At 46.2% G+C, this 13,040-nt stretch carries 11 protein-coding genes and 1 pseudogene; 4 read left to right on the top strand and 8 right to left on the bottom strand.

Annotated elements, in window-relative coordinates:
* Positions 1-85 precede the first annotated feature (85 nt).
* Together QUA99_RS21975 and QUA99_RS21970 are read left to right on the top strand one after the other, a co-directional pair.
* Positions 86-205 (top strand): annotated as a pseudogene (locus tag QUA99_RS21975) (IS110-like element ISStma4 family transposase); the annotation flags it as partial.
* A gap of 92 nt (positions 206-297) precedes the next feature.
* Complete coding sequence (locus tag QUA99_RS21970; RefSeq protein ID WP_333240865.1) at positions 298-1,149, top strand: hypothetical protein; 852 nt, start codon at positions 298-300, stop codon at positions 1,147-1,149.
* Between the two features lie 178 nt (positions 1,150-1,327).
* Here the strand turns inward: QUA99_RS21970 and QUA99_RS21965 are convergent, their stop codons facing one another.
* The 5 genes from QUA99_RS21965 to QUA99_RS21945 form a co-directional block, all read right to left on the bottom strand.
* Positions 1,328-2,212 carry a PhzF family phenazine biosynthesis protein gene (locus tag QUA99_RS21965; RefSeq protein WP_333240864.1) on the bottom strand — a complete coding sequence of 295 codons (885 nt, stop codon included), beginning with the start codon at positions 2,210-2,212 and terminating at the stop codon, positions 1,328-1,330.
* A 75-nt stretch (positions 2,213-2,287) separates the two neighbouring features.
* Positions 2,288-3,835, bottom strand: a complete 1,548-nt coding sequence (gene trpE / locus QUA99_RS21960) for an anthranilate synthase component I (protein WP_333240861.1) — start codon at positions 3,833-3,835, stop codon at positions 2,288-2,290.
* A gap of 20 nt (positions 3,836-3,855) precedes the next feature.
* Entirely contained in the window at positions 3,856-4,716 is an 861-nt protein-coding gene (locus QUA99_RS21955; RefSeq protein ID WP_333240860.1) for a GNAT family N-acetyltransferase, read from the bottom strand.
* A 163-nt stretch (positions 4,717-4,879) separates the two neighbouring features.
* On the bottom strand, positions 4,880-5,305 hold the full coding sequence (locus QUA99_RS21950) for a photosystem I reaction center subunit II PsaD (RefSeq protein WP_041622790.1): 426 nt from the start codon (positions 5,303-5,305) through the stop codon (positions 4,880-4,882).
* A gap of 286 nt (positions 5,306-5,591) precedes the next feature.
* On the bottom strand, positions 5,592-6,092 hold the full coding sequence (locus QUA99_RS21945; RefSeq protein ID WP_333240857.1) for a peptidoglycan-binding protein: 501 nt from the start codon (positions 6,090-6,092) through the stop codon (positions 5,592-5,594).
* Between the two features lie 596 nt (positions 6,093-6,688).
* On the opposite strand from QUA99_RS21945, the gene QUA99_RS21940 reads away from it, so the two are divergent.
* Positions 6,689-6,829 carry a hypothetical protein gene (locus QUA99_RS21940; protein WP_333240855.1) on the top strand — a complete coding sequence of 47 codons (141 nt, stop codon included), beginning with the start codon at positions 6,689-6,691 and terminating at the stop codon, positions 6,827-6,829.
* A 27-nt stretch (positions 6,830-6,856) separates the two neighbouring features.
* On the opposite strand, the gene QUA99_RS21935 is transcribed toward QUA99_RS21940, so the two are convergent.
* From QUA99_RS21935 to QUA99_RS21925, 3 genes are all read right to left on the bottom strand, one after another.
* Positions 6,857-8,842, bottom strand: a complete 1,986-nt coding sequence (locus QUA99_RS21935) for a DICT sensory domain-containing protein (RefSeq protein ID WP_333240854.1) — start codon at positions 8,840-8,842, stop codon at positions 6,857-6,859.
* 703 nt (positions 8,843-9,545) lie between these two features.
* Complete coding sequence (locus tag QUA99_RS21930) at positions 9,546-9,857, bottom strand: DUF2973 domain-containing protein (RefSeq protein ID WP_333240851.1); 312 nt, start codon at positions 9,855-9,857, stop codon at positions 9,546-9,548.
* Positions 9,858-10,463: 606 nt separating this feature from the next.
* Positions 10,464-10,793 (bottom strand): DUF2605 domain-containing protein, encoded by a 330-nt coding sequence (locus QUA99_RS21925; protein ID WP_333240848.1) that lies wholly within the window; start codon positions 10,791-10,793, stop codon positions 10,464-10,466.
* 411 nt (positions 10,794-11,204) lie between these two features.
* Here QUA99_RS21925 and thrS point away from each other — a divergent pair, with 411 nt between their 5' ends.
* Positions 11,205-13,034, top strand: a complete 1,830-nt coding sequence (gene thrS / locus QUA99_RS21920) for a threonine--tRNA ligase (RefSeq protein ID WP_333240846.1) — start codon at positions 11,205-11,207, stop codon at positions 13,032-13,034.
* The last annotated feature ends 6 nt before the right edge of the window (positions 13,035-13,040 follow it).

The raw sequence follows: 13,040 nt of genomic DNA, 5'->3' as shown, positions 1-13,040 counted from the left end.
CAACTAATCAAAAAACTGATTAGTGACCATTTAGACCAACACCCGCACTTAAAACAACAGCGCGAGCTGTTGACTTCTATTGGGTCGTGGCAAGGTCAAAATGCAGGTAATTGGTGCTTTGATGCGGAAATTGGTGCATTTGGCTTTTGGTATTTTAAAATCCCAAAAGCCTTTCGACCCCAATTATGTGAGCGCTACCTCTTGACTTGTCTAGACAGTATCTACCAAATCTGGGTAAAGGTATTGTGCAAAAATACCGGGTTTTCCCCCGACAAGCAGTTAAAAATTAGATTTGGGATGAAAATAACAAAATCAGATTTTGTCGATGGCAAAACGGGAAGGCACTTACTAGATTCTCTCTACGAAAAGTTTGCCAAACCCCAACTGCACGATACTTTTAAACCCAATAATCCTTCTATTTACATTCGGCACGAGTTAGGGCAAGTTATTGATGGAAATTATATCATAACAAAAGTGTTTGAAGACTCTCGCACTGGTTTTTATGCTGAAAGCCGCGTCCCCATTTCTGGCAATAATCCGCCTGTTTTAGTGATTCGCGGCTACGGTTCTTGGTATCCTTTCGATCGCGTTTTGGAAGATACGCCCGATGTATTTATGGCAAAACTAGAACGCCAGTTAAAATCGGCGCAAACTGCGGGTGCTATTGATTGGATAAAGCAGCAATTTTACAGCGGGAATCCGCCGGATGTCATCGGAGAAAGTTTGGGCGGCAAAGTTGCTCAGCAAATAGCAGCAAAATACTCGGATTATATTAGATCTACTGTAGTTTTTAATTCTTTGGGCGTTTCGCAAAAGTTAGCTAAAACTTCCACTGCTAAGAATGTTTTTCACTACTTTACTTTAGGCGAAAGGTATGCTTTTTGGGCAAATGAAGGCGATTACATACCGGGAACGATTTTTGTGATTTCCCCGAAAGGCAACAACTGTTGTTATAAAATCGAAGAGGCGATCGTCCGAATGGCGCGTTTTGAAGGCAAGTTCCTCAAAAGACGCGCGATTGTGGCAATATTGGCTCAGTTGCTTTTGCTAAACAGACACAATGCGATCGTCCTCAACAAGCGACGGCCGGTAGTCGTTCAGATCGATCGCACTCAATTGCAAATTTTCCGAAAAAAGCGCTTTGTGTAAACTCAGACAGAATTGCTTCAGGCCGCAGATGGCTGATTTTCCCGCGCTGCGACTGCCAGAACCAGACAAAGTGCTGCGATCGCTATTAGCAAAATTGTAGCATCTCGATCGCCAAACAAGCATCTAAATCTAGCTGTACATATCTGCGTAAATCTGCGTGCATCTGCGGTTAAATATTCTACACAAATTCTCCCTTAGCAACCATCACCACCTTACCGCCCACCAAAACTGCTATTTCCCCTTCATTTTGGGCTGCTTGTAACAACAGCAAAGAAGGTCGATCGATTTCATAACCCTGCTCAACTCTGACATCAATCTTTGCTGACCCATAATAATCATGTTCTACCAAATATCCAGCCAAACAGCCGTTAGCACTGCCAGTCGCCGGATCTTCAGGAATTCCTAATGAATGGGCAAAAACTCGCACGCTCAAATTATTAATGTCGCTGTATGTTTCTGGGCAAAATATCAAAATTTCTTTCGCTTCCACGGTATCAACTAGCTCAAAATATTTATCTAAGTTGACTTGAGCTTTTTTGAGCGAGGCGAGGGTTTTTAATGGGACAATTATAAACGGCACTCCCGTAGAAACTTCTTGAATAGGGAAGTTGGCATCAATTTCATCGGGTGCTAAATTCAGAACATTTGCCAGACTATCGGCTGATAAAACTTGACCAAAACTAGGCGGGTTTTGTCGCATCCACAAAATATCTGCCGATTCATTTTCATAATTAAAAGTAACTGGAATTTGACCGACGGCTAGATTGAGAATTACTCGATCGACCTTTTCGCGAATCATCTCTTGCTGCAACACAAACGCAGTGCCCAAAGTCGGATGACCGGCAAAGGGCAATTCCTTCTTGGGCGTGAATATCCGCACGTCATAGCCGCCATCTCGCGGATCGGGCGATCGAATAAACGTAGTTTCTGAATAATTGATTTCTCTGGCTATCAGCAGCATTTGGGCCTCAGATAGTTCGGCAACTCCCGCACCGCAAAATACAGCTAGTTGATTGCCAGCATATTTTGACTCCGCAAACACGTCAACTATATAAAAATTCACATTTTCCTCGTTCAACAGTAGTTTGTGTAACAGCGGTTTCAACCGCCGAGTATGATAAAAGAGGTTTTTAACTTGCTATTTCAAACAGCGAATTGCTTCCAACATTCCCCTGGCTTTATTGAGAGTTTCCTCATATTCCAGATCCGGGTTAGAATCAGCCACCAAACCAGCACCTGCTTGCACAGAAACCGAATGTTTGTCACCACCTAAAGAACGAACAACCATAGTCCGAATGGCGATCGCACTATTCAATTGCCCCTCAAAATCATAATACCCGTAAACCCCAGAATACGGCCCCCGGCGACAACCTTCCAACTCGTGCACAATCTCCATCGCCCGAATCTTCGGAGCACCGCTAACCGTACCCGCAGGAAAACCAGCTTTCAACAAATCCCAAGCTGTCTTATCCTGGGCCAATTCTCCCACCACATTGCTCACAATGTGCATGACGTGAGAATAACGCTCAATTTCCATTAATTCGTCAACTTTTACAGTACCGTTTCGGCAAACTCTGCCTAAATCGTTCCTGCCCAAATCAACTAACATGACGTGTTCCGCAATCTCTTTCGGATCTTGCAGCAATTCAGTCGCCAAAGCATCATCTTCTTGAGGAGTTTTACCCCGGCGGCGAGTGCCGGCAATCGGCCGCAAAGTTGCAATTTTCTTGCCATCAGCAGTGTTTTCCGCCTTCACCATAATCTCGGGACTCGAACCGATAATCTGCCAATCTCTGAAATTAAAATAAGCCATGTACGGGGAAGGATTAATCAGACGCAAAGAGCGGTAAAGTGCAAAAGGATCGCCGCTGTATTCAGATTCCAAACGCTGGGAAATAACTACTTGAAAAATATCTCCGGCTTTGATATAATCCTTAGCCTTTAAGACATTGGCACAATACTTTTCACGGGTAATATTGCTCGTGTAAGCCAATTCTGTATGTCCGGTTGTGGAACGGGAATCTTGCCCGTTATTGGGAGGTGTCCATTCTATGAGAGTAGATTGCTGGGAAAGCGGCGATTGCAGCTTCTGAACTAGCTTACCAACGCGATCGCACGCTTGCTGATAAGCATCGGCAAAATCAACGCCAACCTCGCGCAAATCCGCATAGGCGACGGCCCAAATTTTCCGCTTCACCTGGTCGAAAATCAGCAAATTATCAACCTGCATCCACAACCCATCGGGCAAATCATTCTCGCTGGCTGGATGCACGGGAACTCGCGGTTCTATCCACTTAATTAACTCGTAACCCCAAAAACCGAATAACCCGCCAATTCCCGGCGGTAACTGCGGCAATTTGACGGGTTTGTAAGACTGCAAACATTCAGTTAAAGCCGCAAACGGATCGCCCGTAAATACTTTTTCGGAACCGTCGCGGTAAACTTGAGTTGTGCGATCGCCCTTAGCCTCCAAAATCCACAGCGGATCGCACCCTAAGAAACTATAACGCCCAAGTTTTTCCCCACCTTCGACCGACTCCAGCAGAAAACTGTAAGGTTGACCCGCACAAACCCGATACCACGCAGACACGGGCGTATCTAAATCAGCAACCCATTCTTGATACACGGGTACAAAATTGCCTTGTTTCGCCAGTTCCGAAAATTGTGAGAAATCGGGGAATATCATATACTAACTTCGCTATACAATCAATAAACAAAAGACGGCAACCAACATCCTTCCGGCGACTGATACTCGCCAACTGCCATCACCGCCATCGGCTTGAGGGCGCGCAGCCCCTCTTGCAAGCACCAGCGAAACAAATTTGCGTACCTCAGCGGCAAGTGAAAAGAAAGCAATTCTTCGGAACTGTACGCAGCAGCCCCTAAGAGCAAAGCCTGCATATCCGCTTCAGTTTCCGCGACGCTGTGGCTCAAAGCAGACACCGCACAAGTATAAGCCACAATCTGACCTTGCCGGCAGGCAACGAAGGGAGAAAAGTCATTCAGGGCGTATTCAATCTCCGAAGTTCGATCGCACCCACACAGTTTTTCGCACAAAGCGGCACATTCAGCAACATCCTCACTTGTCATCGGCCGCACCTCAAACCCATGCTGCGGCTGGCTGCGAAACTTCCCCTCCATTAATACGAAAGGTTCCTTCACCTCAAAACCCAAAGAAGCGTACAGCGACAGCGAGGCCATATTAAAAGATTCATGAACCAAACGGATGCCCACAGCATCCCGTCCGCGTTCCAGCAAAGCTTTCATGATATCTCGTCCCGTGCCGCGGCCTTGAAAAGTGCGATCGACACTGACGGGCCCGATACCGCGAATCGGGTTGCGTTCGTCCATAAATCCGCAGCCGACAACGGCACCGGAACTCTCGGCTACTATGTCAAAAAACAACGGACTTTCGATCAGAAGGTCTATAATTTCAGTTGAAAACTCCAACGTCGGAAAATCTGTAGGGAATTGGTGGCGATCGGAAATATCTTTAAAAGCTTCATAATTAATGCGAGCGCAAACATCGATATCAGAAGGCTGCGCTCGCCTGATTGCGACATTCATTTTTAATTTAACGATTAACTTTTAATTAGATTAGAAGTTTGCAGTAGTATTTGGGCGCTGCGGGCTTAGCCTCCCGCGCCCAAATACTACTGCAAAAACAAGTTTACAAGCTGAGCCTTACAGGGAATATTACCTATGTTTTGCTCAGCCATGCAGTCATGGTCTAAGGATCGTAAGTTTTCTTACCGGTGAACTTGACTTTAATCGGATTGGGATTGCTGCCAATATTGCGGTCAATCTTACCGTTGTAGGGACGACCTTCGTTCACCTTCTCAGGGAACACGCCATCCTTGGGATGCAGGTACTCAGTAGAACCGTCGGGAAAGACGCGGTAAATTTTGTAGTTCGTGATTTTGAATTTTGCCCGCAGTTGCTGGCCGCCCAAAGCAATGCACTGCTCCTTCCGGGGAAGATGCAGCAAGTTGTCGCCTTGACGCATAATCGCAGCGCCGCCACTCGGCATTTCAAACACCTGTTCCTTGGGGCTAGTCCAAGTGATCGCGTACTTCTCTTCAACTAGCGCCTTGGTCAGCAAGCCGCCGGTGCTGCCGCCGAAAAGAGGGGGTTGTCCAGTGAGTTCTTCTGCCATAAACATATCCAAAGGATTTTTACGGCATCGTATCATCATGACGCGACACGGCTGTCGAAATTGTTAGGAAAGTTAACAGTTTTTGCGCGATCGATCTTTTCTGATAATTGATAATTAGTAATTAATAATTGATAATTGGTAATTTACACCAAAGTTAGAAAACAGAATTAAGAAGCACGAATCGCGAAAAAAAAACAGCAAGGCTTCGGCTGCTTGTGACGCACCCGAAGCATCCCAAATTTCCCGATTCTCCCCAAACGCGATCGAACAATTTACCGAGTCAACCTTAAGTCAAGAACCAATTAGGGTCATAGCCGCGCGGAATTTGACTCAAAGCAGTCCAAGTTTCTCGATCGACAATCCCGTCAGCCTCAATCCCATAGCTTTTTTGAAATGCCCGAACAGCTTTCTCCGTCAAAGTAGAAAACTCGCCATCAACTTTACCGTTATAGTGCTGGGAAATCTTGAGAACTTCCTGAACAGTAGCGACTGCTTTTCCAGAACTGCCGAATCTAACTACCGGCATATTCACTGGAGATTCACTATAAAGCGCCTGCCAAGTCAGCGGTCCGACAATGCCGTCAGGCGACAAGAAAACCCGAAACTGAAACAGTTTTACAGAAAATTCAACTCCTTTGTTGAAAATTCCTTTAGCAGGCTGCCGGTAAACGCGCAACTTCGTTAGCAGTTGTTCTAGTTCCAATACCGCTTTACCTTGAGAACCTAATTGCAGTTGCGGTTTGTTGGCGATAGCTTGGGTAGATTTCATCTGGGTTTTAGGTGACATAATCGATTTTCCTAACCTTTTGGTTTGAGTATTCTTATTGGAAAAAAGTTTTTCCGGGCGAAACATTGGCATCATAAACTTTTCACGAATCTACACTGGCGGTGACAGTGCCTCAACAGATTCGATCGACTTTCACCATCTCAGGACTTGTGTACAGGAGACTTATACCGTTTTAGATTTTAGATTTTAGATTTTAGATTCGGCATGACTGATTACTATCGGGGTTTGCAGCTTACCTACAGTTGGATTCTTTGTTTAAACTGATATTAATTTTCGGCAGCCTCTCTAGGTATTCTGTCGCCAAACCGGGTTTAAGACGGCAAGCGTATCCTGAATCTGCTTCAATACTTTCGATCCTAAAGCTGAACACCGCGTAGCCGCATCACCTTTAAGGCCTATCTCACAGGGTGAAGGTTGAGGGTGAGACGGGGTGTGGCAGCGGAGGCGGGTTCTGCCGTAAAAACTTTTCTGTGCTATCGTGTATCGTCCGATCGATTAACTCGATCGAGATTTGCGCGATCCGACACTCTGAAACCCGATTTTTTCAGTTTTTTATAACTAAAGCAGGCAAAGGTAAGGGATTGAAAATGTTGATTATGGCTCGAACAGTTACTAAAAAACCTTGGGAAATTTGGGAATATTGGTCATTGTTAGAAGGTGGAACAGAGTTGGCGATCGGTATTCCGATTGAGGGTACACCGAGGGGTAGTTTTCAGTCACCACTTATCAATAATTAGTCATTAATTAGCATTAATCAATTGAGTCTAAACAGTGGGAATAGTAAAGTGAAATTCACTTCCTCGGTCTTTTCCTGCCGAATCTACCCAAATTTTACCGCCCCAGCCGGCAACAATCTGCTTGCAAATTGCTAATCCTAAACCCGTACCGCCGGTACTGCGCCGCAAAGCTCCTTCTTCTTGATAAAATCGATCGAACACTACTTTTAAACTGTTCGCCTCTATTCCCCTCCCCGTATCGGCTACGAGCACTTCCACCATCCGAGAAGCGTTACAGTGAGCTTTAACGGTGACGCTTCCCTGGGGTGTCGTAAATTTGCAAGCGTTGTCTAGCAGTTTGGAGAGCACCTCCACCAACCACTCTCCGTCAGCTTGCACTAAAGGCAATTCTGCCGACACTTCGGCGATAATTTCCGGTAACTGTCGATCGACCGCGCGCGATCGCACGCTGCTGAGGGCCAAATCAACGCATTCTTGCAGCGTCAGCGATTCTACATTCCATTGGACTCGCCCGCTTTCTAAGTGAGAAAGAGTTAAGAAATCCTGCACGAGTTTCCGCATTCGATCGGCATCGCCGAGGGCAGTTTCTAACATGATTTGCCGCAATTCTGGGGGCATATCTGGTTCGGAGTTCAAACTTTCCAAACAAACTTGAATCGTAGAAAGCGGAGTGCGGAGTTCGTGTCCGGTGATGGCAATTAGATTGCTGCGAGTGCGGTCTAATGCTTCTAATTGTTGGTTGAGTTCTTCTAAATGAGCATAGGTTTCGGCTTGAATTAAGGCGGCTCCGAGTTGGGTGGCGATCGCCTCTACTAAAGCAATTTCGTCTTCTTCCCAAGGTAAAACCGATCGGCACTGGTGCATTTCCACCATGCCCAAAACCCGCCCCTGATAAAGCACTGGCACCATTAACCAAGAGACAATTTGCCAATTTTTTACAGTTTTTTCCAGGAATTGTGTATTGACAATCAGCGGGTGTTGTGATGTGTCTTGGATGTAAACTCGATCTTGCCGCGCCACCGCGTCGCTCCATATTTGATTTTCCTGCAACGGCCAAGTCTGATCCAGCAGGGAACTAACGCCCTGCCCCAAAAACTCGCGATCGATTTTGACCGCCACATCTGTGGCCTTGCACCGATAAATCAAACAGCGGCTTGCCGACAGGGCAGTACCCAGTTCTTGCACTGCAACTTCGACGATTTCTTGCGGGTTGAGAGACTGCCGCATTGCCGTGGTAATTAAGTTTACCAGGCGTTCTTTGCGTTCCTGAGCGGCGATCGCGCTGTATGCTTTGAGCAGTTTGTGCTGGCCTGCTTGCAAGTAGGTGACTAAGCGTTCGGTAAAAGCATCGCTCAATTTTGGATTGGGAATTTTTGAGTTTTTTGCCGTACTTATGTCGGGTTTGGTGGCTTTGGAAGTGGCGGATTTCCTCGTTTTTTTCGGTGTTTTGAGCTTGTAAGTAGTTCGCGCTCGATCGATCTTTTCGGCCAATTCCGGGCGATAATTGACAATTCTATCGAGCAACAATGCGGCAGCTTTGGAGCTGACCTCGCGATCGAACGTCCATATTCCTTCAAATCTGCGAGCTTGATCCATCAACAGCGGCCCGCGCTCGTCTTGGTTTTCGACCGGCACAATTTTTTCTTGACAAATCAGGCAAGTTGAGTAGTGTTGCCCCAGCACCACTAAGTGCCACTCTTTACTTAATCCGTCCTCCGGTGCAAACGCCACAGTTTCGTGACACTCCGAAGCATTTTTAAAGTCAGTTTCCGGTGCTGCCAGCACGTATACCTGAGAGGAGCGTGAGGCAATTCGCCGGTAGCGGTGAGCTTCCTGGCGGTAGAAGCGCTCTCGCTGAAAGCTGGCAATGACTAACGGTTCGTCGGAACCCGCCAAAACCAAGTCTTCCATCGCGTGAGACAGGGCTGTCATGGAAGATTTGAAATAAATTTGTGCCCGCAGTTGGGGCAAAGCTTGCAGAAGTTCTGCCAGTAGCGAAATAGGGACGATCATCTAGCCTTAAACGTGCATTTTTGCCGATGACAAAACAGGATCGATAGGAGGTTTAGATCGATCCCTTTTCAGTATTTGATACATTTATGCGTCATAACACGACTGTTTAAGTCATATCATGCTACCAATATCACTTAGACGAATCTAAGCGGAGGTATTCCTCCAAGACTTTGATATCATCCAAAGTCACTTACAGCAGGCTGATTTTAGGTAGGGAGAGTACACAGGTGTTAAACCCTTTTGGCAGGGCAGGTACTCACAGCAACCGCCCCTGCTCCAAACTGATTTATTTGTACTTCACCAACCAGAAAAGTGCTGTATAAACACCTATTTTAAAGTCTTGGTTTTGACGCTAACTTATCTATTCAGACCTGGATTCGGGCGTTAGCGCTCCCACCATTGAGACTTGTCAGGCACCGCAAGCGTATCTCTTGCATTATACTATTCTTCAGCTATTTCATATCACTGCCATAAATATCGCCTTTTGGCGATCGATCTCGATACTCGGCAATTAAACTTTAAAAAATCACCATTAATTGGCCATTAGTTAAAAACTAACGACCAATTGTTTTGAGGACTTATCCCAAGAAACCCGGTTTTTACCAAAAATCGATGAATAAACCGGGTTTCTGACACCGAGGGTATAAGTCCTATATTTTTTGAGCAGTTCCCCCCTGAGTATAAATGCTGTGGCTGTGGTCGCTCAGGCTAGTTCCCCCCCTTCGTCGCTGCCGCCCGGAGATGATTTGTAGAGAGCATCTAATTGTTCGCGGGCGTCTTGGACAGTCAGCGAACGCATCACTAACAGGGGTTCGTTAACAATGTTTCCGTATTCGTCTAAAAGTTCTGGATGGGGTACAGCTTGAGAGCGAGGATAGGATGGGTAGCGATTATTTGCCCTGAATTGTTGAGGGCGCTGGGACTCCATACCAACGGTGACTAGACTGCGGATTAAGTTACCGACTGCCAGAAAGGCAAGAACGGTAAAAGCTAAAATATAAAGCAGGTGCAACATTATCTTCTCCTCCGGGCTAAACAGCCACACAGCAATTTACAAATGTGTTTCAGCAAGTATTGACACTCCCGGGCGTAAACGCGGGGATTCTTGGTTCACTGACATACCTTTAAACTATTCATCCCTTCGGCAATATTTAAACCAAAAACCCGTCCAATTGAACGAAGCTTCGAGGCTAATTTGAATAGTCCCAGAGGGCTTGTCTCCCCAAGCGTTAAGGGATCATTCCCTTTGTTCCCGTATGCCCTACGGTACATCTAACTACTAAGATTTTGAGTTTTCTGGTATGGTTGCGGGATGGCTACCCTAGCTATGTTTTTGTGGTTTTCGCCACCCACGAGACATTATTGTTTCCTAGCCAGTCATTTTGGGGTTGGTTATCCAATCGATGCTCGCGGTTATTCTACCTGTATCTATTTGTAGTATAGGGTACTATTTGGGAAACTTTTAGAACTTTTTGGAAATAAAGCCTTCCTAAAAGGACGGGGTTTTAAACCCAATTTTCTGATAACTTATTAACTGGAAATCTGTTTGAGGTTGTCAAGTGGGCCGCGACATTTCCAAAAGTTTGGGATTTGACTGCAAGTTTAACTTGAACTCGCTTCCTTATTTTCCAGGGGGAGCAGACTGCAATGAGCGAAAGCGCGCCGATACTTGCCAGCATTCGGCGAGCAGTCTGTGCCACGGCATCAGGGCTGCCGTTTCAATTGCAACTTGACCTCCGGTTGCTTGAAATAGAGCTTTAGCTGCGCCTACTTCTTGCTGAGCCTGTTTGACTCGCGCCAGCAAGTCAGATTGATCTTCGCCCCTGAGAAAGGGAATTTCCTCAGTTTCTAAGAGGTTGGTCGATCGGTCGAACCAGTAATTGAAATCCTCTAACAGCGGTTCCAGTAACGCTTTGAGCAATTCTGGCTCGGGCAAATTGGAATTAAGCATGGATTAAAATGGGGTTATTTATCTATTATAGTCTTAGACGGTTTTTACAAAATGTAACATATTTTTAACAAAAATTCAATAACTTAATAACAATTAGCAGGTGGGTGTGAATAAATTTAACTGTGCCAGCAGCGATTTTTGAGTCAAAATCCCCAAATTCTGCCAAATTAGTTCGCGAACTCACGGGTGGTTAAAAAACGGGTTTGTTCAGGCAATAGTTCGTTACAGCCCACCAAAATAGTAAAAAATTCAGTTTCTGAGAGTCGCAGTGCGTCCCGCACTCAACGTCGCAACCCTGACGGGCCGTTGCTGTAATTTCCCGGAGTGTCCCCCAGCCGGAAGTCGGCGCTTGCTGTCCCAATCTGAGTAAGATAGAAGCAACTGCAACTAAATTAATTGCTAATTCAGCCGATGTCTAGCTCAGAGTCCATGTCCGCTCCAGAAGAGTCCGTTAAGATTGAGTTGCCCCGCACGAGTGAGTCGGAGGCACTAAAAAAAATTCGCCACACCACCTCCCACGTTATGGCGATGGCGGTGCAGAAGTTATTTCCCAAGGCGCAAGTGACTATCGGCCCTTGGATTGAAAACGGTTTTTATTATGACTTTGACACTCCCGAACCTTTTACGGAACAGGATTTAAAAGCCATTAAAAAAGAGATGATCAAAATCATCAACCGTAAATTGCCTGTAATTCGCGAAGAAGTCAGCCGCGAGGAAGCGGAACGCAGAATTAAGGAGATTAATGAACCTTACAAATTAGAAATTTTGGCAGGTTTGATTGAACCGATTACTCTTTACCATTTGGGTGAGGAATGGTGGGATTTGTGCGCTGGGCCTCACTTGGATAATACCAGTGAGTTGAATCCAAAGGCGATCGAGCTAGAAAGCCTAGCAGGCGCTTATTGGCGCGGCGACGAAACCAAAGCTCAGTTGCAGCGCATTTACGGCACTGCTTGGGAAACTCCCGAACAGCTAGCAGCATACAAACACCGCAAAGAAGAAGCATTAAGGCGCGATCACCGCAAACTTGGCAAAGAATTAGGCTTGTTTATTTTTGCCGATCCGGTGGGCCCCGGTTTGCCTTTGTGGACGCCGAAAGGTACTGTTTTGAGAAGTATTTTAGAAGATTTCTTGAAACAAGAACAAATCAAGCGCGGCTATTTGCAAGTTGTGACTCCCCACATTGCCAGAGTTGATTTGTTCAAAATTTCTGGACATTGGCAGAAATACAAAGAAGATATGTTTCCGCTGATGGCGGAGGATGAGGAAGCTGCAGCAAACGAACAGGGTTTTGTGATGAAACCCATGAACTGCCCTTTCCACATTCAAATTTACAAAAGCGAATTGCGTTCCTATCGCGAATTGCCGATGCGCTTAGCGGAATTCGGCACAGTTTACCGCTACGAACAATCGGGAGAATTGGGCGGTTTAACGCGGGTGCGCGGCTTTACGGTGGATGATTCCCACTTGTTTGTCACGCCGGAACAGTTGGATGCAGAATTCTTGAATGTGGTGGATTTGATTCTGTCAGTCTTCAAGAGTCTGCAACTGAAAAACTTTAAGGCGCGTTTGAGTTTCCGCGATCCGAACAATTTAGAGAAATACATCGGTTCCGATGAAGCTTGGGAAAAGGCTCAAGGTGCAATCCGCCGCGCGGTGGAAACTTTGGGAATGAATTATTTTGAGGGAATTGGGGAGGCGGCTTTTTACGGGCCAAAACTCGATTTCATTTTCCAAGATGTCTTGGATAGAGAATGGCAATTAGGAACTGTTCAGGTAGATTACAATTTACCAGAACGTTTTGATTTGGAATACGTTGCTGAAGACGGTACTCGCAAGCGTCCGGTGATGATTCACCGCGCTCCTTTCGGTTCTTTGGAACGCTTGATCGGGATTTTGATCGAGCAGTATGCGGGGGATTTTCCGCTGTGGTTGGCGCCGGTTCAGGTGCGGTTGTTGCCTGTCAGCGCGGACTTTTTGCCGTTTGCGAAAGAAGTGGCTGCGAAGATGAAAATGCTCGGAATGCGCGCGGAAGCTGATGAGAATAGCGAGCGTTTGGGTAAGTTGATTCGCAATGCTGAGAAGGATAAAATTCCGGTGATGGGTGTTGTGGGTGCGAAAGAGGTTGAGGCGAATAGTTTGAATATTCGGACTCGGGCTTCTGGGGAGTTGGGGGCGATTTCGGTTGATGAAGTGATTGGGAGGTTGCAGGGGGCTATTAGCTGTTATGGGAATTTTTAGGGGATT

The organism is Microcoleus sp. F10-B2, from assembly GCF_036704965.1.
In the GTDB taxonomy this organism is placed as follows: Bacteria; Cyanobacteriota; Cyanobacteriia; order Cyanobacteriales; family Microcoleaceae; genus Microcoleus.
This window is presented reverse-complemented; position numbering and strand designations above follow the sequence as displayed.